We start from the raw sequence: 23,838 nt of genomic DNA on the forward strand, positions 1-23,838 counted from the left end.
CAATCTTAGTGTCACCGTCCCGGCTCACGGCTTTCACGTGCCGGCGCCATGCGTTCCTGGAGGCTCAGGGCCAGCTTGGGGCAGAGGAACACGGCCTCCTGCGCGGCTTCCCGGTCCGCGTCCCGCAGCGGAATGTCCGTCCGTTCGCGGCCGGACTTCCCGCGTGCCACGGGGTATCCCCAGTCATCACGGTCCAGTACGCCGGGAAGCAGTTCTGTGCACAGGCCGCGGCCGTCGCAGCTGGTCCAGTCGATGTGCAGAATGGCAGTCATGCCGCCACTCCCCCCAGGGGAACACAGTATCCGGCGAGGTGCGCACGGAAGTCCGCGGCGAACACCTCCAGGGCGCTGCTGACCAGCCCAGTGGTCCCCTCAGGATGCCGGCAGGCGCCGCGGCCGGACACCAGCCGTCCCAGCCGGTCTAGTTCGGAGGCGAGGCGGGGGTTGCGTTCCCCGCCAGCGATCCGGTTGAGGACGGACGCCATGGCCGGCAGGCCGAACATGCAGGGTCCGCATTGCCTGGCCGATTCATTGGCGAGGTAGGTGAGGATCCGGGCGGTCGCCCCGATCCCGCAGGCGTGCGGATCCAGCGCATGGATCACACCTGCTCCGGGACGCACCGTCCCGCCCACCGGCCCCTCCGGCGAGAGCACATGGGCAGCAGGCCGTACCCAGCGGCCGTGGTAGCCGCCCACCAGGACGGCGGACAAGGGAGCCGGGTCCATCCCCGCTTCCTTGAGGACGGTGGACAGTTCCACCCCGCCCGGCACCTCCAGCACCACGTCGCGGACCGGGGCCGGACCGGATACTGACACGAGCCGGGTTCCCGGATCCGTCGCAGTTCCCGCTTGGCGGAACCACTGCGCCCCGTAGCGGGCGATCAGGGCAACCTGTGCCAGGGTTTCGACATTGACCACCAGCGTGGGGCGGCCGTTCAGTCCCGATTCGCTCAGGCGCCGGCGTTGGTCAACCGGCACCGCATTTCCGGTGGCAATCATGTTGACCACCGCGCTTGACTCGCCGGAGATGAACGCGTCCGGCGCCTCCACCACCCGGACCCGCTTGGTGCCGGGACGCCCCGCGAGGGCCTGCCGGACACGGGGCAGGCCTGCTGCCGGCGCGTACACGTAGGTGCCGGCGCCGCCCAAGGCAGCCGCCAGGGTGAGCAGGCCGTCGATGACCAAGTGCGGTGCATGGCTAAGGAGGGTCCGGTCTTTGAAGCTGAGTGGTTCGCCCTCGGCGCCGTTGGCGATCACCACCGGCCGGGCCGCAAACAGGCCCTTGCGGCCGGACTCCGCCGTCGCGGTCACCTTGCGCCAGGTTTCGAACGCTGCCCCGCCCCGGCCGGTCAGCCCCGACGCCGCGAGCGCGTCAAGCAGCCCCGGTGCGGCCGCGTCTGCGTCCAGGGGGCCGAAGACATCCAGGTGCTGGTCCCAGCCGGCATCCGGGCCGGCCGCGAGGAGGCGCGGTTCCTGCCGTGCCGCATCCGGGGGCGCCGGCTGGGAGGTGTCTCTGGCGTGGCTCACGGGAGGTTTCCTTGCCTGGCAGCGGAGGTTTCAAGAAATGTCGGGGACAGCCGCCACAACAGCGCAGCGGCCACGGCGACGGCGGACGCCGCGGCAAGCAGCAGGAACCAGCCGCTCGAGACGTCGCTACCGTTTCCGAGGGCGTGCGCCATCGCCACCGGCCAGACGCCATAGGTCAGCCAGTGGACCGCCTTGAAGGTCCGTTGTCCGATCCGGTGCCGCAGCAACCCGGTGACAACCACGGCCAGGACCAGGTCAAGGGCCACCGTCCCCAAACCCTGCCAGAACGGTTGGAAGGAGCCCAGGAAGGGCACCACGACGTCCACCGGCTTCAGCTTGGCAAAGGAGTCCAGCAGCAGTGAGCCCACGTGGAGCCCCAGGAAGACGGTGGCGAGCAGGGCGATGTTCCGGTGCAGGAGGCTGATGGAAAACCGCGGCAGCACCATCAGGGGACGGCCGGACCTGTTGAGGATTCCCAGCAGTACGGACGCGGTGAACAGGGCAAGGGAGATGAAGCCGCTCACCCGTCCGAAAGCCCACATTGCCTCATCCATGGCGGCCACCCCCCGCAGCGCCGGGGCGGGCTGCTTGGCGGGGTGGGTCTGCAGGATTGGACCCGGCGCCGCGGGGGCCTTGGCTATCGGTGGGCCAGCCGCCGGTGGTGACAATCCGGCCGTGGCGGTCCACGAGCCGGGCCACGATATTTTCGGCCCGGAACCAGTCCACGGCGGCGTGGCCGCGGACAATGGCGGCCGTGCTGCAGGCGTTGGCATCCAGGCATGTGGGTGCGGCCACTGTCACGGACCGCCAGACGGGCTCGGCCGGGAGCCCGAAGCGCGGGTCAAGGATGTGGTGGACGTCGGTTCCCCGGTGCGTCCAGCGGCGCTTTTGCGTGCTGGACGTGGCGAGGGCATACCCGGACGCGAGGGAGATGTGCTGGGCGGGGTCGGCGGGCAGGTCCTGGACCAGGATTTGCCACTGGCCGGGTTGGCCATCCACGAGGGGTCCGGGCCCTGCGCTGGCCAGGTCTCCGCCGAGCCCTACGAGGACCCCGCAGCGGAGCCGCTGGTGCACTTCGGCGGCGGCGAGGTCCGCCGCGACCGCCTTGGCCGTGGCACCGAGGTCAAGCCGGAGTTCGGCAGGCAGGGTCAGGGTGGTGGCGTCGAGGCCGAGCCTGGTCCATCCGGGTGCCCGCGTCGCGGGCATGTCAGGGGATGCGGCCGACGGCGGCGCAGGAGTTCGCGCCGCTCCGTTCGCCAGTGCCGGCACCGGCACGCTGCGGAGCCCCGTCATACCCTGTTGGTCCGGGCCGTGGCCCAGTGCGGCCAGGTCCGCTCCGAGGGTGGGGTCGACGTCGCCGCCGGTCATGGCCGCCGCGTCCAGGGCCCGTTGCAGGAGCAGCCGGAGCATCGGGCTGACGGTGACGCCCTGTGCCATCCGGGGTTGGAGGATCACAAGTTCCGAGTCGTTGCGGAAACGGCTGCAGGCGGCGTCGACGGCGGCCACCACGTCGCGGACGATCCGTTCCGCGCCAGCCAGGGCGCCGGCGTCCGTAACGGTAACGGAGGCCTCAAGCTCCCAGGCTGTCCAGGTTGATTGGGCCGCCATACCGCTTTCCGCCGCCCCAGTGCCGGCCGGGCCGGACCGGCCCATGCGGGCACCGTGCGCGTCAGGACCGTTCATCTCAGGATCCCGAAGACCTGCCGTGGACCGTGCCGCCGTTGCCGGGTTGGACCGGCGTGGTGCTTCCGTAGCTCTTGGAACGGCGCGTACCGTCCTGCCGGCTCCCGTAACTGTCGTTGCCCGAACCGGTGGAACCGCTCGGTTTCGGCGTGGTGCCTTGGGTGCTGTTGTCCGTCCCGGGAGTGGTCCTGGCGATGACGGAAGGCGTGGCGGCGTACACGGCGGCCGCGCTGACGCCCGCAACGGCGACGCTGCCCACGCCCACCGCCACGGTAATCCCGGTGGCGAGGCGCTTGCCCCTGCTGCGAGTACTCATGACCTGCTCCCGTGCTTTAACGGCCTGCCTTTTCCCCTATCTTGCCCCTCGTTCCTGTGGAAACTCTTAGAGCAAGCTGTTGATCGGTCGGGTGTTGGCAGGATCCGCCACGGCCTCGCGGGGCTACCAGAGCGAAGGCAGGCTCCCCACCAGGCGCTCGTACATGGCAAGCGCCGAACCATCCGTCAGGGACGCCACCTGGTCGATGACCACCCGGAGCCGTGCCCCGTCGTCGGCAGCGTCCCGCCAGTCGGCGGCAAACATCGGTTCCAGGTGCCTGTCCCCCGTGGCGCTCAGGGCAGTGACCAGGGCGTGCAGCACTTCGCGCTGGCGCTCGTAGATGGGCTGCCGGTGTTCAGTGGTCATCACGAACGTGGTGGCGAGGCCCTTCATGACCGCGATCTCCATCACCGTCTCATCCGGCACCATGAGCTCGGCGCTGTACCGGGTGAGGTTTTCGGGGCCGTAGACGGCACGGGTGGTTTCCAGGGCGCTCTGGCAGAACCTGCCGATCAGCTGGCTGGTCATGTTCTTCAGGGCTGCCATCGACTTGCGGCTGCCGTCCGCCTCGCGCACCCACACGTCCGTGGCCTCGAGCCGGGCCAGCGCGGCGTCGATCGCCGCAGGATCGTTGTGCGGCAGGTACCACTGCTTCGCGTACCCCACCACGCGGGCCCGGTGGTCCGGGTTGTCCAGCCAGCGCAACTGGAAGTGGCCGGCAACAATCGCGTCCTCCACGTCGTGCACCGAGTAGGAAATGTCGTCCGCGAGGTCCATCACCTGGGCTTCCAGGCAGGACCGGCGCTCCGGGGCACCCTCGCGGATCCAGTTGAAGATGGGGAGATCGTCCTCGTAGGCGCCGAACTTGCTGGTCCGCTGGCCATGGATCACCGGGGCTTCCAGGGCAGACCACGGATATTTAGACGCGGCATCGAGGCTTGCGCGGGTGAGGTTCAGCCCGGCCGGGCGGCCGTCAGCCGTGAGCACTTTGGGTTCGAGCCGGGTGAGCAGGCGGAGCGTCTGGGCGTTGCCTTCGAACCCGCCAATGGCGTGCGCCACCTCGTTCAGCGCCGATTCGCCGTTGTGGCCGAACGGCGGGTGGCCGAGATCGTGGCTCAAGCAGGCCGTGTCCACCACGTCGGGGTCGCAGCCCAAGGCCCGGCCGAGTTCCCGGCCCACCTGCGCCACTTCCAGGCTGTGCGTGAGCCGGGTGCGGACGAAGTCGTCCGTGTCAGGGGCCACCACCTGGGTTTTGGCGCCCAGCCGGCGCAGGGCCGAGGAGTGCAGGACCCGGGCGCGGTCCCGCTCGAAATCGGAGCGGTACGTGTTCTTGGGCGGTTCCTCCACCCAGCGGGCGGAATCGTGCAGCTCGTAGCCGGGCAAGGCGAGCGCCGCGGTAGGCGTGCCGGACGCCGGAGTGCCGGCGACCGGGGTGCTCAGGGAAGCCTCAGCCACCGGAGACATCCAGCTCGGCAGCAGCGATGTCCCGGGACTGGTCGGCGTTCAGGGCGCGGGAATCGAGCCAGTCCTTGGGCAGGGCAGGACGTTTCGGGGAGCCGGCACGTCCGCGCGGGCCCTCGGCGTCAACCCCGGGGTAGGGCGAGTCCAGGTCCAACTCCGCGAGGGTATCCCGGAGCACCTCCAGGCTGGTGACCAGGGCCAGCCTGGTGCGCAGCTCACCGCCCACCACGTAGCCCTTGAAGTACCAGGCGATATGCTTCCGGATTTCACGCAGCGCCTTGCCCTCGTCACCGAAAGTCTCCACCATCAGTTCGGCGTGCCGGTACACACCCTCGGCCACCTGGCGCAGGTTGGGCCGGTGCCGGACATCGCTGCCTTCGAATGCCGCCTGAAGGTCGCCGAACAGCCACGGGCGCCCTTGGCAGCCGCGGCCCACCACCACGCCGTCCACGCCGGTTTCGCGGACCATCCTGACGGCGTCCTCTGCTGACCAGATATCGCCGTTGCCCAGCACCGGGATGTCCGGCAGGGCCTCGCGGAGGCGCGCGATGGCGGACCAGTCCGCCTTGCCGGAGTAGAACTGGGCGGCCGTGCGGCCGTGCAGCGCGACGGCGGCAACCCCGGAGTCGCGGGCGATGCGGCCGGCATCGAGGTACGTCAGGTGGTCATCGTCAATGCCCTTGCGCATCTTGATGGTCAGCGGAACGTTGCCCTTGCCGGCTTCCTTGACGGCGGTCTGCACGATCGCGGTGAAGAGGTCGATCTTCCAGGGCAGGGCCGAGCCGCCGCCGCGCCGGGTCACCTTGGGGACCGGGCAGCCGAAGTTGAGGTCGATGTGGTCCGCCCGGTCTTCCTCCACGAGCATCCGCACGGCGGCGCCGACGGTGCCCGGATCCACACCGTACAGCTGGACGGAACGGACTTTCTCGTCGTCGTCATGCGAAATGATGCGGAGTGATTCAGGGGTCCGTTCCACCAGTGCGCGGGAGGTGACCATCTCCGCCACGTACATGCCGCCGCCGTATTCACGGCAGAGCCTGCGAAAGGCGGAGTTGGTGATGCCGGCCATGGGGGCCAGGATCACCGGAGTGTCAACGGTGATGGGTCCCAGCTTCAGGGGCGGGAGTTCCAGCTTGGGGGCGGGAGGGGTTGCTGCAACAGTCACCTGTCCATTGTTGCAAAGCCGGGCAAATCGAAGGTTTCCGCCGTGGCACCAGGCCTCTCCGGCGGGGCTTTCCGGCCCGCCCCGCAGGCAAGTCGCCGCGCACCCCGTCAGCCGCGGTCCGCCCTCCGGCCCCGGCGGGTGGCGGTTTCCGCAGCTGGTTCGACGCCGGCCCGCCGGCTGCGCTCCCCCAGCGCGGCTGCGGCGAGCGCCCCGGTATCCGCCACGTCTACGGCGTGGACGTGGCCGTCGTCGTGCGCCCCGACCCCGGCATGGCCCTCAACTGCCCTGATGCCGGTTGCCTTGACCACGAGCACGGCGATCAGGGTGGTGACCGGGATGGCCAGGACCAGGCCGATGGAACCCACCAGCGTGCGGATGACTTCCTCGGACAGTTCCGAACTGGTGAGGGTATCGATCAGGGGCCGGTCGTAGAGCATGACGATGATCAGGATGGGCAGCGCGGCCCCCGCGTAGGCGAAGGCGATTGTGTACACGGTGGAGGCGATGTGGTCTCGGCCGATCCGCATGGCGGAGGTGAAGAGTTTCCGGGCGCTGGTGCCCGGCGCCAGTTCGTAGAGCTCCCAAACGGCAGAGGACTGGGTGATGGTGACGTCGTTCAGGACGCCCAGTCCCGAAATGATGAGCCCGCACAGGATCACGCCGGAGATTGAGATGTTCGCCGAGGTGTTCACCAAGGTGGCGGCGTCATGGCTGCCGACGCCGGCGAGGTTGGCGGCGTCCGTGGCCCAGGCGGCCAACAGCGCCGTGATGCCGAGCCCGAAAATGGTGCCCAACAATGCCGTGGACGTCCTCGCCGAGAATCCGTGGGCAAAGTAGAGCACACCGATCATGATCACGGTGGAGCCCACCAGGGTCAGGAGCAGCGGAGGCTTGCCCTCCACCAGGCCCGGGAGCAGGAAGTTGGCCAGGACAAAATAGGCGCCCACGAGTCCGACCAGGGCGCGGAGACCGCGCCACCGGGCGACAGCGATGACCACCGCGGCATAGAGCACGGCGAGCAGGACAATCGGCAGGGTGCGGACGAAGTCCACAAAGACGTAGGCCGGCGAACCCTGCGACCCGGTGGCCCCTTGGACCTTCGAGAGGTTCAGGTACCGGATCTGGTCCCCGGGCTTGACCCCGTGCGAAGAGGCCACATCCGGGTTGATCACCACCTTGACCGGGCTCCCGCCCTTATCCGGCTCCGTGAACGCGAACGTGCAGTCCGAGCCCTGGCGGGGAGGCTGTCCGGTGGAATCCTGGCCCGTCCCCTGCTGGCTGGACTGCTGGCCGGCCCCCGGCTGGCCGGATTGCTGGCCGGCCCCCGGCTGGCTTGATTGCTGGCTGGTCCCCTGCATGCAGTTCTCGGCCACCACGCTTTGGATGGTTCCCGTATCGAATGTCACGCCGGGGGCCGTGGAGTACGGGTTGGCGAGGGTGATTCCTTCCTTGCTGCCGGAGGGCCACAGCGCGGCCATCCCGGCCAGGGTCAGCAGCGCCAGCGGGATGAGGACCGCGGCCAGGATGCGGTTCGCCTTGCTGCGGGCAGCCATCGCTTGCGGTGTCGGCTCCGAATGGCTCTCGGAAGTGTGGGAGTGACCGGCGCCCATCAGCAGTACAACCTCATGGCTTGTACTCTACGTGCGGCGCCATAGGGTTTATAAATGGACCATCGGATGGGGAGGAACCAGGCATGGACAACGGTGGGACACGTGGAACCGATACCCGCGGGACGGGAAAAAGTGGCGGGGAACAGGCCGGGCGCGCGCCTTCGGATCCCCAGCACCGTCCCGTACTGAGCGTCCTTGCGGCATCCGGTGCCACCAAGGGAGTGGTCCTGGTCCTGCACGGCGGGAGGGCGCACAGCCGCGCACCCGTGGAGGCCCGGCACCTGAGCCCGGCCAGGATGGTCCCCTTTGCCCGGGACCTGCACCGCATGGGAAGGAAACACGGGCTGGCGGTCTGGTCCCTGCGCAACAGCGTCCGCGGCTGGAATGGCCCGGACATGACCCCGCTGCAGGACGCACGGTGGGCGCTACGGCAGATCGAGGAACAGCACCCCGGCGTACCGATCTTCCTGCTGGGCCACTCGATGGGCGGCCTGACAGCCGTCTGCGCCGCAGACCATCCGCAGGTTGAAGCCGTGGTGGCCCTTGCGCCATGGCTAAGCCCGGAGACCCCTTCAGCCCGGGTTGCCGGACGGAAGGTGCTGATCGTGCACGGAACCACGGACCACATGACCAGCCCCCGGCAGTCGCTGGCGTTCGCCCGCCGCGCCACCGCGGAAGCGTCAAGCATGCAGTATGTGTCCCTGAAGGGTGTGGGGCACTTCATGCTCCGAAAGATCCGGGTGTGGCAGACGCTGGCCTCCGGGTTTGTCATTAAGTCCTTCGCGGAGAGCACGGGCGCCCCTGTCCGGCCGCCGCGTTCTTTTTCGCAGCTGCTGCCGGAATCGTCCGTGCACGTCACTCTCTAGGCGCGGTCCCGATGCCTTGGCGTCCCCCGTCCAACGACACCTTCTACCGGGTCATCGTCCGTACCGGGCAGTTCCTGCGCTGGGCCCTCCGGCTGGACATCCAGGCGACCGGCCTGGAAAACCTTCCCGCGAAGGAACCGGCCACCGGCCCTTCCCGCCGGGCGTCCCCCGGAAAGGGAGCGGTCTTCGCCATCACGCACTTCGGCTACGTGGACTTCGCGGTAGTCGAGCTGCTTCTGTGGCGGCATACGCGTGCCCAGCTGCGGTTTCTCGTCCATCAAGGCGCCGCAGACCACTGGTTGGCCGGCCCCGCCATCAGCGCCAGCGGCCATGTGGTGGTGGGCTATGCGGACCGTTCAGACGCCTACGATGCCGCGGTGGCCAAGCTGCGGGCCGGCGAGTACCTCGCGGTCTTCCCGGAGGCCGGGGTGAGCCGCAGCTTCACGGTTCGCGAATGCAGGACCGGTGCCGTGCGGATGGCTGCGGAAGCCGGGGTCCCGGTCATTCCGGTTTCGGTCTGGGGTGCCCACCGGGTGATGACCCGCGGCCACGGATTTTCCCTTCGGCGCAGCTGGCGGGCACCGGTGCGCCTCGAAGTGGGAGCGCCGATCGTCTTTCCGCATGACGTTGACGTTGAGGAGGCCACGGAAGCGCTGCGCGGCACGCTCCAGGCCGGGATCGACCGGTGCATTGCAGGCTTTCCGCTGCAGCCGGAGCACGGGGCGTGGTGGATGCCGGCGCACTTGGGCGGCGGCGCTCCTTCGGACGCCGAGCGGCAGCGCCTGGACGCCGCAGACGCAGCCGCGGGCCGGCGTCGTGGTTCCCGCCAAACGAAGTAAGCGCCAGGTCTTGCCGTGAAGGTCACGGCAAAACCTGGCGCTGCCTTGGCTGCCGGGTGGGCCGGCCGGCCCCGGTCAGTCGGAGACCACCAGGGTTTCCGCCGCGGCGAGGCGGGCCTTGCCGGACTCCAGGAGGGGTTCGACGGCGGCGCGCAGCGCGGTCATCGAGTCGTCCAGTTCCAGCATCACCGGGTGCTGGTACGCGATGAGGGCGAGCATGTCGCGCACGGCCTCGGCAGCGTCCGCGGCGGACAATGCCGGCTCATGTCCCACGAAAACGTCCGTCGGTATGTCGGCGCCCGTTGTCTCTGCACCAGGGGTTTGCAGGTGGGCCGGTGCGGCATCAGGCCCGGCGGGGGCCGCGTAGCTGACGGCGAAGGCCCGGATGCGGCCCTTCTTGCTCGGCGCCACGCCGGCACCGAAAGCCGATTCCGGTTCGGCCCGCAGCACGATGGCGCCGTGCGCGCCGGTGAGCTCGTCCAGGAACAGTTTCTGCACCTGTCCCACGGAGAGGACCCCGGGTGAATCCCAGTCATGGATGGCGGTGTAGTAGCGTCCCACCACGTCGGTGAGCTCCACCGAGCCGGTGGCCAGGTCCATGACGACGTCGGAGCCTGCGTTCTCGCCGCCGGCCGCACCGTCCCCGTCCTTGGCCGGGAAGACGGGCAGCCGGAGGGCGCCCGGCTCGACGACCACCAGGCGCGAGCGCTGGATGGGTTCCAGCCCGAACGCTTCGGCGAAGGCGGCCCCGGCGGTGCCGGGCTCCACCTTGGCGCGCAGCCTGGTGACACCCGACGGCGCGTTTTCGACTTCGCGGCGCAGCATGGTCAGCAGGCTGGCGCCGATGCCGGCGCGGCGGTGGTCCCGGGCCACCTCGATGTAGGTCCAGAGGCGTTCCGGGTGCAGGGACGCCTCGTAGACGACGCCGGCGGCTACCGGGATGCCGACGCCGTCAATGACGTCCTCGGCCACGATGCAGCGGCGCCACGGCGTGCCGTCCCGGCCGTTGGAGGACAGTGCCAGGGCGGCGCGGAACTGGCGGGCCTCGCCAGTGTCCGGGTCACCCCAGATTTCCAGCAGCGCAAGGTCGTCACCATCGCGCCATGGGCGGTATTCGATGGCCATGCTCAGGCGCCGATCAGCCGTGCGGCCAGGTAACCCTCCACCTTGTCCAGGGAAACACGTTCCTGGCTCATGGTGTCCCGCTCGCGGATGGTGACGGCCTGGTCCTCGAGGGTATCGAAGTCCACGGTGATGCAGAACGGGGTGCCGATCTCATCCTGGCGGCGGTACCGGCGGCCGATTGCACCGGCGTCGTCAAAGTCGATGTTCCAGTTCTTGCGCAGCTGGGCGCCAAGTGCCTTCGCCTTCGGTGACAGGTCCTCATTGCGGCTCAACGGCAGCACGGCGGCCTTGACGGGGGCCAGGCGCGGGTCAAGCTTCAGCACGGTGCGCACGTCCACGCCGCCCTTGGCGTTGGGGGCCTCGTCCTCGGTGTAGGCGTCCACCAGGAACGCCATGAAGGAACGGGTCAGGCCGGCCGCGGGCTCAATCACGTAGGGGGTGTAGCGCTCGTTGGTGGCCTGGTTGAAGTAGCTCAGGTCCGTGCCGGAAGCCTTCGCGTGGGTGGAGAGGTCAAAGTCGGTCCGGTTGGCGATGCCTTCCAGTTCGCCCCACTCCGAGCCCTGGAAACCGAAGCGGTACTCGATGTCCGTGGTGCCCTTGGAGTAGTGGCTCAGCTTCTCCTTGGGGTGCTCGAAGAAGCGCAGGTTCTCGTCGCGGATGCCCAGGCCGGTGTACCAGGCCATGCGCTCGTTCATCCAGTACTTGTGCCACTCTTCATCCGTGCCGGGCTCGACGAAGAACTCCATTTCCATCTGCTCGAACTCGCGCGTGCGGAAGATGAAGTTGCCCGGCGTGATCTCGTTGCGGAAGGACTTGCCGATCTGGCCGATACCGAACGGCGGCTTCTTCCGCGACGTGGTGAGGACGTTGTTGAAGTTCACGAAGATGCCCTGGGCGGTTTCGGGGCGCAGGTAGTGCAGGCCTTCCTCGCTGGCGACCGGGCCGAGGTAGGTCTTGAGCAGGCCGGAGAACTCCTGCGGCTCGGTCCACTGGCCGCGGGTGCCGCAGTTGGCGCAGGCAATGTCCTTCAGGCCATTTTCCGCCGGGCGGCCCTTCTTCTCCTCGTACTCTTCCTCGAGGTGGTCGGCGCGGTACCGCTTGTGGCAGGAGAGGCATTCCACCAGGGGGTCGGAAAAGACCTCGACGTGGCCGGAGGCCTCCCACACCTGGCGGGGCAGGATCACGGAGGAGTCAAGGCCCACCACGTCCTCGCGGCCGCGGACCATGGACTGCCACCACTGGCGCTTGATGTTTTCCTTCAGCTCAGCGCCCAAGGGGCCGTAGTCCCAGGCAGAACGCGAACCTCCGTAGATCTCACCGGCCTGGAACACGAAGCCCCTCCGCTTGGAGAGGGAAATGACCTGGTCGAGGACGGATTTTGCTGCCATGGGGTAACTCCAATTTCTACAGGGCCGCTGGGTGCGGTCCGCGGTGTGCAAACCCCGGCTGCGGCGTGCAGGGCACACCGGGCACCGGGTGGGCGGATGGGGGAAGATGCGTCAAAAGCTGCGTGTACTAGCCTACCGGCCGGCGCCCCCGGAGCGCGCCCCGCGGCCAGGGCAAGGTTGCCAGGATGATGGCGCCGAGGGTGAGCAGGGTCCCAAGGACCGTGGCAGGGGCGACGACGGTGCCAGGCGCGGGCAGCACCAGGTCCAGTGCCAGGGACCCCAGGAGTTGGCCCGCGATCATGCCGAGCCCGGTGACCAGGACGCCGAGGCTGCGGACCAGCAGGGCACCCAGGCCGATGAACACGCAACCCATGGGACCGCCCAGGTAGTACCACCAGTCGGCGGGCAACGGATTGCCCGGCCCGGCCACCGCGAGCTTCACGGCGAACGCCGCCCACAGCACGATGGTGCCGGCCACGAAGTTGACCAGGGTGGCGGCGATGGGGGTGCCGTAGTGGACGGTGGCGGTGCCGTTCATGGCCTGCTGGAAGCTCATCAGGAAGCCTGCGGCCACCGGCAGGAGCAGCGGAACGAGCAACGCAGCCGGGTCGGCGCCGGTATCGGCACCTCCCCCGCCGAACCGCGGCGACACTGCCCAGGCGACGGCCGCGATGGTCAGGACGCAACCGATGATGCGGATTCCCGTGACGGACTTCTTCCCGGCCGGGCCGATCCCCAGCCGGTCCACCAGCAGCCCGCTCACGGTCTGTCCCGTGACGGTGGCGACGGTGAAGAGGGCCACCCCGAGGAGGCCCACGGTAAAGGACTGGGCGAAGACGAACAGCGCCCCGATGGCGCCGGCCAGCACGTAGATGCGGGGAAAAGCCCGGGTACGGACGGCCGGGAGGATGGCCGCCAGCCCGGCCCGGCCCCGCGGCAGGACCAGCGAGATCAGGATCATCACCAGCAGGCCGGTGCTGAAACTGACCACGGCAGCGGCGATTCCGTCGTTGAGGCGGGCGCCGAGGGCCCCGTTGATGCGGCCTTGGACGGGGATGGCCAGGCCGGCGCCCACCGCCAGGGGCAGGCCTGCGAGGACGGGCAGGCGTGGAGGGGAGGTCATTGGATCCACCTTAGTTCAGGCATTATTGCTGTATGAGCAACCCCATTGACGACGTCCCCATCCGCGACAGCATGATCCGGCTGGGCCAGCTGTTGAAGCTTGCCAACCTCGTGGAGGACGGCGTGGAGGCAACGGAGCTCATCAAGAACGGGCTGGTGAAAGTCAACGGCGAAATCGACGACCGCCGCGGCCGCCAGCTGCACCACGGCGACACCGTCACCGTGAACGGGCACACCGTGAAGGTGGTCGCGCCGGAGGCGGGCTGACCGCCACGGCCGCGGCGCCGTCGTCGTACGCCTACTTGTTGAGCACCTCGTGGGTGAGGAACTCCCCCACGTGGCCGATCTCCTGCTGGTTGATGCCGTGCCACATGCCCGTGTAGAGCACCTTGGTGAGCTTGACGTGCTTGCGCACCCACCCCATGGTGAACTCGATCTTGTCCTGGGTGATCACCGGGTCCTGCTGGTCCCGGCCCCAGAACATGGGGATGGTTCCGTCCAGTTCTGCATCCTTGAAGGTGGGGTCGCCGGCGGCGTCCACCACGAAGCCCGAGAGCCCGACGACGGCAGCGAAGTCCGTGGGACGCTGCCGCAGGAGGGTGGTGGCCATGGCCATGCCCATGGAGAAGCCCAGCAGGGAGACGGAGGGGTGGCCTTCCCTGATGGTGTCGATCCATTCCTGGACGTAGGCCGACGCCGCCTTGACCCGGTCCAGGGAGTAGTCGATGGACGCCGTCAACGGGAACCAGGTGAAGCCCGGGCCCATGGCGATCGGCGCCCGGACGGATGCCACCGCAAAGTCCCCCGGAAGCATCCCGGCAAGGCTGAACAGGTCCTGCTCGTTGGCGCCATAGCCATGGAGCAGCACCAGCAGCGGTTTGCCGGCACGCTGGTCTTCGGGGTGGGACCACAGGACAACGGGAGCGGGAAATACTTCGGCGTCAGTCATGGTTTCCATTCTTACAGTTACCCGAAAGTAACAACCTACGTTGGCGTAGCCATTGAAGCGGAAGGCAGGATAGGACAGTGACTGACGCAAGTGCCATCCAGACCCCGTCCGTGCACCCCGGTTCCCACCCCTGGAGCCGGTACGTGGCGATGGGCGATTCCTTTACCGAGGGCATCGGCGACCCCGAGCCCGCAAGCCCCGGAGGCCACCGCGGCTGGGCCGACCGGGTGGCCGAAGAACTGGGCCGCACCAAGCCGGACTTCGCCTACGCCAACCTCGCCGTCAGGGGCCGGCTCCTGCAGCAGATCGTGGACCAGCAGCTGGCCCCGGCCCTGGCCCTGAAGCCGGACCTGGTCACCTTGTCAGCAGGCGGCAACGACCTCATCCGCCCGGGCGGCGACCCCGACGCACTGGCCGAAAAGCTCGATTCCGTGGTCCAGATCCTGTCCATGGGCGGCGCCACCGTGGTCCTGTTCAACGGTCCGGACACAGGCTCCTCGGTCCTGGGCAGGATCCGGAGCAAGGTGGCCATTTATAACGAGAACCTGCGGACTGTCGCGGCCCGGCACGACGCCGTCATCGCCGACATGTGGTCCCTCCGGCAACTGAGCGATCCGCAGATGTGGGACCAGGACAGGCTGCACTTCTCCCCCTTGGGGCACCACACCATCGCGGCCATGGTGCTGGACTCGCTTAACGTTGAACATTCGCTGGAACCCCTCCAGCCCAAGGATCTGCCGCCCCGGACCTGGCGCGAGGCAAGGACCGGGGACTTGGTGTGGGCGCGCGAATACTTCGTGCCCTGGGTCCTGCGCCGGCTCCGGCACCAGTCCTCCGGTGACGGCGTCACGGCGAAACGGCCGACGCCGGGTCCCGTCTTTGGCCCGGGCGTTCCGTTGGGGTCCGGCGAGGGTCCGCTGGGAACCTCGGAACCCAGCCGCCGGTAGGACCGCACGGGGTTACGCTGGAGGGACAACCTTTGAGAGGCGCGGCACCGTGAGCAGCTTGTTTTTGTGGATCATCATCCTGTCCTTCGTTGTCCCCATGGCCATGCGGATGTACCGGCGGTCCATGGCACGGCGGGACCGGGACCAAGGCTTGCCGGGCCAGTACCCTGACCAGTTTCCGGGACAGTACGGGCCGGGCGGGTTCCCCGGGTCCGGCCGGTTTCCCGGGTCCGCGGGGCCGCAGAGCAACCAGCCCCGCGACGGCTACACCCAGCAGGACTACTACTCCGGCGGCTTCCGCCAGCCCCGCCCGGCCAATGAATCACACCCACAGCCCTACCAGTACGGGCAGCGCCCCATGCCGGACCCCCGCTACGGCGCGCCCCAGGAACCGCCGTTCCAGCAGTTCCCGGGCCAGCAGTTCCCGGGCCAGCAGGGTATGGGCCAGCAGGGTATGGGCCAGCAGTTCCCCGGCCAGCAACAGGGTACCGGCCACACGCCGGCCGGCCCGCCTCCAGGCCCGGCCGTTCCCCCGCCGGGAGCGCCCCAGGGATTCCGTGCCCGGAAGCTCGCAGAACTGGACCAGCAGTACAGCAACGGCGAAATGTCCATGGAGGACTACATGAAGCGCCGCAGCGACATCATGAACGGCTGAGTCCCAGCCGCCGCCACGCCTCAAGCCCGGAAGAGCCGCCTGACCACCTGCCCGGACGGCAGCGCATCCAGGCCTTCATTAACGTCCGCCAGCGGCCGGGTATCGGTGTGCAGCAGTTCCACCGGAAGCCTGCCTTCCCGCCAGTAGCCCAGGTACGCCGGGATGTCTCGGCGGGGAACTGCGTCGCCCATGTAGGAGCCGAGGAGCCGTTTGCCCGCGCCTGCGAACTGCAGTGCGGGAACGGACAGTTCAGCAGACGGATGGGGCAGTCCCACCGAGACAACCGCGCCGCCCCGCGTCACCAGATCAAGGCACGCTGCGATCACGCCGGCCGAGCCGACTGCTTCGACGGCCACATCCACCCCGTCACCGGCAGCCTCGGCCACAAGACGGGCCGCATCCGCAGGCGTTCCCACCGCCGTGGCACCGGCGTCCAGGGCCAATGGGTGCTTGCCCGGATTCGGATCGATGGCAATCACTCCGGCGGCCCCGGCGAGGCGGGCCGCCATGACGGCCGATAAGCCTACTGCGCCGATGCCGAAGACAGCCACGGACTGTCCCGGACTGACGCCTGCCGTATTGAGCACGGCCCCCATTCCGGTGAGCACGGCGCAACCGAACATCGCCGCGACGGTGTCCGGGACGTCGTCGTCAATCACCACCACCGACTCCCGCGCCACCACGGCGTAATCCGCAAACGCCGAGACGCCCAAATGGTGGTTGATGCGCTCCCCCGCCGGCGTGCGCAGCAAGGCCGGCCCATGCAACAGGTCACCGGAGCCGTTGACCTCCGCAGCGCGGTGGCAAAGCGCGGGCCTCCCGGCCCGGCAGGCCCGGCAGTGGCCGCAACTGGGCACGAAAACGAGCACCACGTGGTCTCCCACGGACACATCGGCTACCCCGTCGCCCACGGACACCACCCGCCCCACCGCCTCGTGGCCCAATGCCATCGGAAGCGGCCGGACCCTGGAGCCGTCCACCACGGACAGGTCCGAATGGCACAGGCTCGAATACGTGATGGCAACCCCAAGCTCACCGGCGCGCGGCTGCGGTTGGTCCAGTTCCTGCACGACCAATGGTTTCGCGTCAGCGTAGGCGGGCTTTCCCGGTGCGGCGGGAACGGTCGAATACAGGACGGCTGCCTTCATGACACGATCATGCCGTACTTCCACCCCGGGCCTGCTGCACTGTGGCACCGCGGCGTCCACCGGCAGCGTGCACCGGAAGCACCGCAGGGCAGCAGCCGGCCGCTGCCGGGACGGGCGCAGCTAGGCCAGGAACGTCGTCCGGAGCTGGTTCCCCAGCTGTCCGATCTCGGTCAGGAAGCCGTCATGGCCTATCGGTGCCGAGATCATATGCACGTCAACCTCACCCGGCAGGGCCTGGGCCAATTCGCGGGACTGGGACGGGAAGTAGAGCCGGTCGGAGTCCACGGCGGCAACGAAGAACCGGGCGGTGGCGGATGCCAGGGTCTCGGCCAGCGGCCCGCGGCCACGGCAGACATCGTGGCTCATCAACGCCTCGGTGAGGGCGATATAGCTGTTGGCGTCGAACCGGCGGACGAGCTTCCTGCCCTGGTGGTCCAGATAGCTTTCCACCTGGTAGCGTCCGCGGTTTGCCAGCAGTCCGCCGTGCAGGGGCGACTCGGGGGCCTGGGGTTCCCGGCCGAAGCGCCCTTCCAGTTCCGCGGCGGACCGGTACGTGATGTGGGCGATCCGCCGTGCCAGGGCCAGGCCGTCTTCCGGACACGGTCCGCCGTAGTAGTCGCCGCCGTTGAAGTTCGGATCCTGGCGGATGGCCAGGGTCTGGGCCTGGGCGAAAGCGATCTGTTCAGCCGTGCTGGCAGCGCCGACCGAGATGACGGCGCAGCGCTGCACCCGGTCAGGGTAGGTCACCGCCCACTCCAGGGCGCGGGCACCCCCCATGGAACCGCCAAGGACGGCGTACCAGCTCCCGATGCCCAGCTGGTCCGCCAGCCGGGCCTCGGCAACAGTGCTGTCCCGCAGGGTGACCAGGGGGAAGCGTGAGCCCCAGGGTGCTCCGTCGGGGGCGGCCGACGACGGGCCCGTGGACCCGTAGCAGCCGCCCACAATGTTGACGGACACCACGAAGAACCTGTCCGTATCGACGGGCGCCCCAGGACCGGCCAGCTGTTCCCACCAGCCCTCTTCGTCGGTGTCGCCCCGGGTCACGTGGGTGCTGCCCGTCAGGGCGTGCTCGATCAGGATGGCGTTGCTGCCGTCCGCGTTCAGCGTGCCCCAGGTTTCGTACGCCAGGGTGACATCCGGCAGGTAGCCGCCGCCCTCGAGCTCGAGTCCTCCAATGGAGGCGTAGCGGACAACTCCGTGTTCGGGAATGGTGGTACGGGCGACGGTAACCGTCATGGCAAGACCTCTTCTACGCGCTTGCCTGCCGTCATTTGACCGGCAGGCCAGGTCTTCACCCGGGGCACCCCACCGCGGAAGGAGGGTTGCCGGCCAGCAAGCCGGGGCTGTCACTGGCACTCATGACCTGGTTCGAGTGTACGAAACACCCCCCGGTCCAGGCCAAGAGTGTGACTGGTTGTGACTTCCCGGCGCTGCCGGCCGGCAGCGCCCCGGCGTGCCGGCGGTCAGGCGTCGGCGCCGCCCTTGGCCGCGCGGAAACCGGCCTCCAAGTCGGCCAGGATGTCGTCGATGTGCTCCAAGCCAACCGACAAGCGGACCAGCCCCGGATTGACGCCGGCCACCACCTGCTGCTCGGGCGAGAGCTGGCTGTGGGTGGTCGACGCCGGGTGGATGACAAGCGAACGGACGTCGCCGATGTTGGCGACGTGCGAGTGCAGTTCCAGGGCGTCGACGAAGCGCTTGCCCGCCTCCGCGCCCCCGGCCAGGTTGAAAGCGACGACGGCGCCGGTCCCCTTGGGCCCGTACTTGCGGCCCCGTTCGTACCAGGGGCTGGACGGCAGCCCCGCGTAGGCGACCGATTCGACGTCGTCCCTTCCCTCCAGCCAGCGCGCCACCTCCGTGGCGTTGGAAACGTGCCGTTCCACCCGCAGGCTCAGCGTTTCCAGGCCCTGCGAAATCAGGAAGGCGTTGAAGGGCGAAACCGCCGAGCCAAGGTCGCGCAGCAACTGGACACGGGCTTTGAGGATGTAGGAAAGGTTGGCGCCCAGTGCGCCGCCCTCGCCAAGGTCCCGGGCGTAGACCAGCCCGTTGTAGGTGGGATCCGGGGTGTTGAAACCGGGGAACCGGTCGGGGTCCTTGCCGAAATCGAACTTGCCGGAGTCGACGATGACGCCGGCAATCGCCGAGCCATGACCGCCCAGGTACTTGGTGGCGGAGTGGATCACGATGTCCGCACCCCACTCCAGCGGCCGGATCAGGTAGGGAGTGGACAGGGTGTTGTCCACGATCAGGGGAACGCCGGCGTCGTGGGCCACCTGGGAGATGCCTTCGATGTCCAAGACGTCCTGGCGCGGGTTGGATACCACCTCGCCAAAGAACAGTTTGGTGTTGGGCTGAACGGCATTCCGCCACTGGTCCAGGTTGTCCGGATCTTCCACGAAGGTGACCGCGATGCCGAACTTCTTCAGGGTGTGGGCGAACAGGTTGTAGGTGCCGCCGTACAGGCTGGGGCTGGCCACGATGTGGTCCCTGGCCTCGGCGATATTCAGGACGGCGAAGGTCTCCGCGGCCTGCCCCGAGCTCAGCAGCAAAGCGGCCAGGCCACCTTCGAGGCTGGCGATCCGCTGCTCCACCGCGTCCTGGGTGGGGTTGCCGATGCGGGTGTAGATCGGCGCCAGTTCGGCCAGCGCAAAACGGTTGGCTGCGCTCTCGGCGCTCGGGAACACGAAGGACGTGGTCTGGTAGATGGGAAGGGCGCGGGCCCCGGTGGCGCTGTCAGGCTCCTGGCCTGCATGGATCTGGCGGGTTTCGAAGGACCATCCGTTGGACATCTCAGTCTCCTATGACATGGGCCCGGCATGCTGGGAGCACCACGGGCCGCGCTTGCTTCCGGCAATTGCCGGACAGCCTGGTCCTCACCCGGGGCACCCCACCGCGGATGGAGGGTTGCCGGCCAGCGAGCCGGGGCTTAACGCTGGCACTCATGACCTGCGCCCAGTGTAGGAACATCACTCCGGCCGGGACAGCATTGTGACGAACATGGTCTTGCCGCTGTGTGCGGGCCGTGGGGGTCTCAGCCGACGGGCGGGGGACGGATCCGGGCACGATGGCAGTCCGATGTGGAGGTTTTCCAAGGTTCCACAAATAATGCGAAGGATCGCCCGAGGTTTGGCCGCCAGCCGTCCTGGCCCGGATACCGTGGAAGCCGGACGACGTTATCCCGTCGCCCCCAACCACGCACAAAGGAATTCGAATCCGTTGCCCCAGTCTTTGCGCCTGGCCCTTGCCGCCGCACTGTTGTCCGCCGTCGCCTTCTGCTCAAGCGGTACACCAGTGCAAGCCTCGGCGCCGCCAGCGGCAGCCACCGCGCCCGCCGCCGCTCCCTCGTCCGCTCCCGACAGCCCCAATGGCCGCTACCTGGTCCAGTTCCCGGCGGGAACTGACGTCCCAACGGCGGCGCGCGACCTTCGTTCCCAGGGGGTCGCCGTCGACCACACGTTCAGCAAGGCCCTGCACGGAGCGGCGATCAAAGCCACGGCGGCGCAAGCCGCCGCACTGCTGCGGTCCGGCAAGGCAACAGCCGTGGAACCCGATGCGGTATCGACGATTTCCGCCACGGAAAAACCCGCGCCCTGGGGTCTTGACCGGCTGGACCAGCAGGCGTTGCCACTGTCCGGCGCCTACACGTATGACGCTTCCGGCCTCGGTGTCCGCGCCTATGTGGTTGACACCGGAGTCCTCGCCTCCAACGTGGATTTCGGCGGACGGGTTGCCGCGGGATGGACGGCACTTTCCGACGGCGGCGGGACAAGTGACTGCAACGGACACGGCACCCACGTTTCGGGGATCATCGCCGGAACCGTCTACGGCGTGGCCAAATCCGCCACGATCGTGCCCGTGCGGACCTTGGCCTGCGACGGGTCCGGCTACTACTCGGACATCATCGCCGGACTCGACTGGATTGCCGGGGACCATGCCGCAGGAACTCCGGCCGTGGTGAACATGAGCCTTGGCGGACCGGTCAGCAGCCTCCTTGACACCGCAGTCCAGAATGTCGTCGACGATGGAATTTCCGTCGTCGTCGCGGCCGGGAATTCGGCCACGGATGCCTGCACGTCCTCGCCCGCCCGGGTCCCGTCCGCCTTGACGGTGGCCGCGAGCGACTCCTCGGACCACCAGGCCTCGTTCTCCAACTACGGCCAGTGCGTGGCCCTTTACGCCCCGGGGGTGGGCGTTACCTCCACCTGGAACACGTCGTCGACGGCCACGGCATCGCTGAGCGGGACCTCCATGGCCTCACCGCACGTTGCCGGCACGGCAGCCCTCATCCTCTCCCGGCACCCGCTCTTCACGCCTGCGCAGGTCACGGACACCGTCCTGTCGACGGCTGTTCCGGGAACCATCGCCGGTGCCGGCGCCGGAACGCCAAACAAACTGCTGCACGTGCCTGCCAGCCCGCGCCTGCCGGGGGCATTCTCGTCGCAGGCGCCCTTCCGGCAGCTGGACACCCGCTACGGCACCGGCGGAGCCAGCGGCCCCGTCGCACCCGGAGCCACCATCCGCGTCCCCGTCACCGGCCACGGCGGCATCCCCACCACCGGAGTCTCCGCCGTCGCCGTCAACGTCACCGTCACCTCACCCACCAGCTTCGGCAACATCACCGTCCACGCCGGCGGCACCCCCACCCCCGGAACCTCCAACCTGAACTTCAACACCGACCAAACCACCCCCAACCTGGTCATCACCCCCGTCGCCGCCGACGGAACCATCGCCCTGACCAACAACTCCGCCGGCACCGTCCAACTCATCGCCGACACCTTCGGCTACTACATCGCAGGGGCCCCGGTAGACCCTGGCACCTTCTCGTCGCAGGCGCCCTTCCGGCAGCTGGACACCCGCTACGGCACCGGCGGCATCAGCGGCCCCGTCGCACCCGGAGCCACCATCCGCGTCCCCGTCACCGGCCACGGCGGCATCCCCACCACCGGAGTCTCCGCCGTCGCCGTCAACGTCACCGCCACCTCACCCACCAGCTTCGGCAACATCACCGTCCACGCCGGCGGCACCCCCACCCCCGGAACCTCCAACCTGAACTTCAACACCGACCAAACCACCCCCAACCTGGTCATCACCCCCGTCGCCGCCGACGGAACCATCGCCCTGACCAACAACTCCGCCGGCACCGTCCAACTCATCGCCGACACCTTCGGCTACTACATCGCAGGGGCCCCGGTAGACCCTGGCACCTTCTCGTCGCAGGCGCCCTTGCGGCAGCTGGACACCCGCTACGGCACCGGCGGAGCCAGCGGCCCCGTCGCACCCGGAGCCACCATCCGCGTCCCCGTCACCGGCCACGGCGGCATCCCCACCACCGGAGTCTCCGCCGTCGCCGTCAACGTCACCGTCACCTCACCCACCAGCTTCGGCAACATCACCGTCCACGCCGGCGGCACCCCCACCCCCGGAACCTCCAACCTGAACTTCAACACCGACCAAACCACCCCCAACCTGGTCATCACCCCCGTCGCCGCCGACGGAACCATCGCCCTGACCAACAACTCCGCCGGCACCGTCCAACTCATCGCCGACACCTTCGGCTACTACATCGCAGGTTGAACCCGATCTGCCGGGGGCTTCTTCAACCACTGCCAGGGACGCAAATCCAAGTAAGGGCACCCTTAGCTGAGAGCCCGATCACAAAGTGCCAAGATGTTGCCATGCGCATGGATCACGTCTCTTACGCCTGTGAACACGATGGCCTCGCGGCCACTACCGAACGTATTTCAACTGCCCTCGGCGTTGAGGCAGTGAAGGGCGGGGTCCACCCCCGGTTCGGCACCCGGAATATGATCATCCCCCTCGCCGGGCACAAATACCTCGAAGTTGTGGAGGTCCTGGACCACCCGGCTTCGGACAAAGCACCGTTCGGACAGGCAGTTCGTGCCCGTTCCGCTGCGGGCGGCGGCTGGATGGGCTGGTGCGTCGAAGTGGACGACCTTGCCCCGTTCGAGGAACGCCTGGGCCGAGCTGCCGTGAACGGCAACCGCAAGTTCCCGGATGGCCGCGAACTCGTGTGGAAGCAGATAGGCATCCTGGGCCTTATTGCAGACCCCCAGGTCCCCTACATGCTCAAATGGGAAGGCGACCCGTCCCTGCACCCCTCCAATGCCTACGAGAGCAACCTCAAGATGAGCTGCCTGACCATTGCCGGCTCCGCGTCGCGGGTGACCGAGTGGCTGGGCGAGCCGGTGGAGAAGCCGCTTGAAGACGTTGCGGTCGAGTGGGTAGCGCCGCACGGTACTCCCGGCATCCTGTCCGTCACATTTGAAACCGCCAACGGGGCCGTCACCATCTGACCATCCCTCGCGCTCTCCGGCTTAGTTCCGGAGAGGGCCTTATGGGCGTGCGCCCAAAAGCTTCGGCCGCCATCGGGTGGTGACAACGGCGTCACCACCCGATGGCGGCCGAATTCATTTAAGCGTTCCCGGGGAGGATCGCTGAATTATGCGGAAGGGCGCTGAACCACAAGCCTCCTCCATAAATGTCGGACCCTGGTTGGATGATTTCTTTATGGGAATCGGTACTGATCTGGCGGTGGTGATGGAGGGTGTTTCTGCCTCTGTTGCTGCGCTCAGCGGGCTGGTTCTGGAGGATGCTTCGCTTTGTTCAGACGCCGACGTTGGTGCTGAAGTGGACGTGCTGCAGCGGCGGTATGGGCTCTGTCTTGAGCGGCTGGAGCTGGTGGCCCGGTTGGAGGCCCAGCTGGCGGCGGTGAAAGCCCAAGACGTGGCGGATGCCGTTGAGATCCAGCATGCTCTGCTTCCGCCGGACGCCCCGGTGGAGGAGCGCACGTTCGCGGAGATGTCCGCGGTGGAGGAGATCGCCGGGATCCTCACCATCAGCTCCGCCGCCGCCGGGGCACTGGTGGAGCAGTCCCGCCGGGTCTGCTCCCTGCCGCCTGTGGTCGAGGCCCTGTCCACGGGTGCGGTGTCGTGGCAGCACGCCCGGATCGTGGCCGACGAAACCGAAGGCCTCACCCCTGCAGGGGCGGCCGGGTTGGTGGCGCACTTCTTCGACCCCG

Annotated in this window: 23 protein-coding genes and 2 riboswitches; of the genes, 8 read left to right on the forward strand and 15 right to left on the reverse strand. The window is 68.4% G+C overall.

Going from position 1 to position 23,838, the window contains the following annotated elements; all coding sequences use genetic code 11:
* Positions 1-11 precede the first annotated feature (11 nt).
* The 8 genes from DFO47_RS19085 to DFO47_RS19120 all read right to left on the reverse strand — a co-directional run bounded on the left by DFO47_RS19085 (position 12) and on the right by DFO47_RS19120 (position 7,703).
* Positions 12-272, reverse strand: coding sequence for a ferredoxin (locus DFO47_RS19085; RefSeq protein WP_133832630.1), 261 nt, complete (start codon positions 270-272; stop codon positions 12-14).
* Positions 269-1,525: an NADH-ubiquinone oxidoreductase-F iron-sulfur binding region domain-containing protein gene (locus tag DFO47_RS19090; RefSeq protein ID WP_133832631.1), complete on the reverse strand. Its 1,257-nt coding sequence runs from the start codon at positions 1,523-1,525 to the stop codon at positions 269-271. The genes DFO47_RS19085 and DFO47_RS19090 overlap by 4 nt, the downstream gene beginning before the upstream one ends.
* Complete coding sequence (locus tag DFO47_RS19095) at positions 1,522-2,079, reverse strand: ferric reductase-like transmembrane domain-containing protein (protein WP_243835545.1); 558 nt, start codon at positions 2,077-2,079, stop codon at positions 1,522-1,524. The genes DFO47_RS19090 and DFO47_RS19095 overlap by 4 nt, the downstream gene beginning before the upstream one ends.
* Positions 2,072-3,133 carry an FAD:protein FMN transferase gene (locus DFO47_RS19100; RefSeq protein WP_243835547.1) on the reverse strand — a complete coding sequence of 354 codons (1,062 nt, stop codon included), beginning with the start codon at positions 3,131-3,133 and terminating at the stop codon, positions 2,072-2,074. Before DFO47_RS19100 ends, DFO47_RS19095 begins: the two co-directional genes overlap by 8 nt.
* Positions 3,134-3,209: 76 nt before the next feature.
* Positions 3,210-3,524, reverse strand: a complete 315-nt coding sequence (locus DFO47_RS19105; protein ID WP_133832632.1) for a hypothetical protein — start codon at positions 3,522-3,524, stop codon at positions 3,210-3,212.
* Positions 3,525-3,647: 123 nt separating this feature from the next.
* On the reverse strand, positions 3,648-4,907 hold the full coding sequence (locus DFO47_RS19110) for a deoxyguanosinetriphosphate triphosphohydrolase (RefSeq protein ID WP_196803370.1): 1,260 nt from the start codon (positions 4,905-4,907) through the stop codon (positions 3,648-3,650).
* A gap of 64 nt (positions 4,908-4,971) precedes the next feature.
* On the reverse strand, positions 4,972-6,150 hold the full coding sequence (gene dusB, locus DFO47_RS19115; protein WP_018763411.1) for a tRNA dihydrouridine synthase DusB: 1,179 nt from the start codon (positions 6,148-6,150) through the stop codon (positions 4,972-4,974).
* Between the two features lie 107 nt (positions 6,151-6,257).
* A complete protein-coding gene (locus DFO47_RS19120) occupies positions 6,258-7,703 on the reverse strand; it encodes a YibE/F family protein (protein WP_133832633.1) in 1,446 nt (481 codons plus the stop codon).
* A 140-nt stretch (positions 7,704-7,843) separates the two neighbouring features.
* Between DFO47_RS19120 and DFO47_RS19125 the strand changes: the two genes are divergently transcribed.
* A complete protein-coding gene (locus DFO47_RS19125; RefSeq protein ID WP_133832634.1) occupies positions 7,844-8,626 on the forward strand; it encodes an alpha/beta fold hydrolase in 783 nt (260 codons plus the stop codon).
* 11 nt (positions 8,627-8,637) lie between these two features.
* Positions 8,638-9,465 carry a lysophospholipid acyltransferase family protein gene (locus DFO47_RS19130; RefSeq protein ID WP_133832635.1) on the forward strand — a complete coding sequence of 276 codons (828 nt, stop codon included), beginning with the start codon at positions 8,638-8,640 and terminating at the stop codon, positions 9,463-9,465.
* Positions 9,466-9,540: 75 nt separating this feature from the next.
* Here the strand turns inward: DFO47_RS19130 and DFO47_RS19135 are convergent, their stop codons facing one another.
* From DFO47_RS19135 to DFO47_RS19145, 3 genes are all read right to left on the reverse strand, one after another.
* Entirely contained in the window at positions 9,541-10,590 is a 1,050-nt protein-coding gene (locus DFO47_RS19135; protein ID WP_133832636.1) for a GNAT family N-acetyltransferase, read from the reverse strand.
* A 2-nt stretch (positions 10,591-10,592) separates the two neighbouring features.
* Complete coding sequence (locus DFO47_RS19140) at positions 10,593-11,978, reverse strand: glycine--tRNA ligase (RefSeq protein ID WP_133832637.1); 1,386 nt, start codon at positions 11,976-11,978, stop codon at positions 10,593-10,595.
* A gap of 127 nt (positions 11,979-12,105) precedes the next feature.
* Positions 12,106-13,101, reverse strand: coding sequence for a DMT family transporter (locus tag DFO47_RS19145; protein ID WP_133832638.1), 996 nt, complete (start codon positions 13,099-13,101; stop codon positions 12,106-12,108).
* Between the two features lie 32 nt (positions 13,102-13,133).
* Here DFO47_RS19145 and DFO47_RS19150 point away from each other — a divergent pair, with 32 nt between their 5' ends.
* Complete coding sequence (locus DFO47_RS19150; RefSeq protein WP_018763404.1) at positions 13,134-13,367, forward strand: RNA-binding S4 domain-containing protein; 234 nt, start codon at positions 13,134-13,136, stop codon at positions 13,365-13,367.
* Positions 13,368-13,398: 31 nt separating this feature from the next.
* Here the strand turns inward: DFO47_RS19150 and DFO47_RS19155 are convergent, their stop codons facing one another.
* Positions 13,399-14,049 (reverse strand): phospholipase, encoded by a 651-nt coding sequence (locus DFO47_RS19155; RefSeq protein ID WP_018763403.1) that lies wholly within the window; start codon positions 14,047-14,049, stop codon positions 13,399-13,401.
* Between the two features lie 77 nt (positions 14,050-14,126).
* Here DFO47_RS19155 and DFO47_RS19160 point away from each other — a divergent pair, with 77 nt between their 5' ends.
* Together DFO47_RS19160 and DFO47_RS19165 are read left to right on the forward strand one after the other, a co-directional pair.
* Entirely contained in the window at positions 14,127-14,996 is an 870-nt protein-coding gene (locus DFO47_RS19160) for an SGNH/GDSL hydrolase family protein (RefSeq protein WP_018763402.1), read from the forward strand.
* Between the two features lie 49 nt (positions 14,997-15,045).
* Positions 15,046-15,651: a hypothetical protein gene (locus DFO47_RS19165; RefSeq protein WP_133832639.1), complete on the forward strand. Its 606-nt coding sequence runs from the start codon at positions 15,046-15,048 to the stop codon at positions 15,649-15,651.
* 20 nt (positions 15,652-15,671) lie between these two features.
* Here the strand turns inward: DFO47_RS19165 and DFO47_RS19170 are convergent, their stop codons facing one another.
* The 3 genes from DFO47_RS19170 to DFO47_RS19180 all read right to left on the reverse strand — a co-directional run bounded on the left by DFO47_RS19170 (position 15,672) and on the right by DFO47_RS19180 (position 19,588).
* The gene (locus DFO47_RS19170) at positions 15,672-16,799 is read right to left on the reverse strand and encodes an alcohol dehydrogenase catalytic domain-containing protein (protein ID WP_133832640.1); all 1,128 of its coding nucleotides are present in this window, start codon (positions 16,797-16,799) and stop codon (positions 15,672-15,674) included.
* 120 nt (positions 16,800-16,919) lie between these two features.
* On the reverse strand, positions 16,920-18,035 hold the full coding sequence (locus DFO47_RS19175) for a homoserine O-acetyltransferase (protein WP_018763400.1): 1,116 nt from the start codon (positions 18,033-18,035) through the stop codon (positions 16,920-16,922).
* A 12-nt stretch (positions 18,036-18,047) separates the two neighbouring features.
* Positions 18,048-18,163: riboswitch (SAM riboswitch) on the reverse strand.
* Between the two features lie 99 nt (positions 18,164-18,262).
* Entirely contained in the window at positions 18,263-19,588 is a 1,326-nt protein-coding gene (locus tag DFO47_RS19180) for a bifunctional o-acetylhomoserine/o-acetylserine sulfhydrylase (protein WP_133832641.1), read from the reverse strand.
* A 43-nt stretch (positions 19,589-19,631) separates the two neighbouring features.
* Positions 19,632-19,746: riboswitch (SAM riboswitch) on the reverse strand.
* A gap of 269 nt (positions 19,747-20,015) precedes the next feature.
* On the opposite strand from DFO47_RS19180, the gene DFO47_RS21235 reads away from it, so the two are divergent.
* The 3 genes from DFO47_RS21235 to DFO47_RS19195 form a co-directional block, all read left to right on the forward strand.
* Entirely contained in the window at positions 20,016-22,373 is a 2,358-nt protein-coding gene (locus tag DFO47_RS21235) for a S8 family peptidase (RefSeq protein ID WP_243835548.1), read from the forward strand.
* Between the two features lie 101 nt (positions 22,374-22,474).
* Positions 22,475-23,113: a VOC family protein gene (locus DFO47_RS19190; RefSeq protein ID WP_026265047.1), complete on the forward strand. Its 639-nt coding sequence runs from the start codon at positions 22,475-22,477 to the stop codon at positions 23,111-23,113.
* Positions 23,114-23,327: 214 nt separating this feature from the next.
* Positions 23,328-23,838 (forward strand): DUF222 domain-containing protein (locus DFO47_RS19195; RefSeq protein ID WP_243835550.1); only part of this gene is annotated, 511 nt, incomplete at its 3' end.

Source organism: Arthrobacter sp. AG258 (assembly GCF_004364695.1).
Taxonomy (GTDB): domain Bacteria; phylum Actinomycetota; class Actinomycetes; order Actinomycetales; family Micrococcaceae; genus Arthrobacter.

Bases quoted from the DNA above. Each gene is read 5' to 3' on its own strand.
- DFO47_RS19095 (WP_243835545.1), bottom strand. From the start codon at position 2,079: ATGGATGAGGCAATGTGGGCTTTCGGACGGGTGAGCGGCTTCATCTCC.
- DFO47_RS19120 (WP_133832633.1), bottom strand. From the start codon at position 7,703: ATGGCTGCCCGCAGCAAGGCGAACCGCATCCTGGCCGCGGTCCTCATC.
- DFO47_RS19140 (WP_133832637.1), bottom strand. From the start codon at position 11,978: ATGGCAGCAAAATCCGTCCTCGACCAGGTCATTTCCCTCTCCAAGCGG.
- DFO47_RS19125 (WP_133832634.1), top strand. From the start codon at position 7,844: ATGGACAACGGTGGGACACGTGGAACCGATACCCGCGGGACGGGAAAA.
- DFO47_RS19130 (WP_133832635.1), top strand. From the start codon at position 8,638: ATGCCTTGGCGTCCCCCGTCCAACGACACCTTCTACCGGGTCATCGTC.
- DFO47_RS19100 (WP_243835547.1), bottom strand. From the start codon at position 3,133: ATGGCGGCCCAATCAACCTGGACAGCCTGGGAGCTTGAGGCCTCCGTT.
- DFO47_RS19170 (WP_133832640.1), bottom strand. From the start codon at position 16,799: ATGAAGGCAGCCGTCCTGTATTCGACCGTTCCCGCCGCACCGGGAAAG.
- DFO47_RS19175 (WP_018763400.1), bottom strand. From the start codon at position 18,035: ATGACGGTTACCGTCGCCCGTACCACCATTCCCGAACACGGAGTTGTC.
- DFO47_RS19190 (WP_026265047.1), top strand. From the start codon at position 22,475: ATGCGCATGGATCACGTCTCTTACGCCTGTGAACACGATGGCCTCGCG.
- DFO47_RS19155 (WP_018763403.1), bottom strand. From the start codon at position 14,049: ATGACTGACGCCGAAGTATTTCCCGCTCCCGTTGTCCTGTGGTCCCAC.
- DFO47_RS19105 (WP_133832632.1), bottom strand. From the start codon at position 3,524: ATGAGTACTCGCAGCAGGGGCAAGCGCCTCGCCACCGGGATTACCGTG.
- DFO47_RS19145 (WP_133832638.1), bottom strand. From the start codon at position 13,101: ATGACCTCCCCTCCACGCCTGCCCGTCCTCGCAGGCCTGCCCCTGGCG.
- DFO47_RS19085 (WP_133832630.1), bottom strand. From the start codon at position 272: ATGACTGCCATTCTGCACATCGACTGGACCAGCTGCGACGGCCGCGGC.
- DFO47_RS19180 (WP_133832641.1), bottom strand. From the start codon at position 19,588: ATGTCCAACGGATGGTCCTTCGAAACCCGCCAGATCCATGCAGGCCAG.
- DFO47_RS19150 (WP_018763404.1), top strand. From the start codon at position 13,134: ATGAGCAACCCCATTGACGACGTCCCCATCCGCGACAGCATGATCCGG.
- DFO47_RS19135 (WP_133832636.1), bottom strand. From the start codon at position 10,590: ATGGCCATCGAATACCGCCCATGGCGCGATGGTGACGACCTTGCGCTG.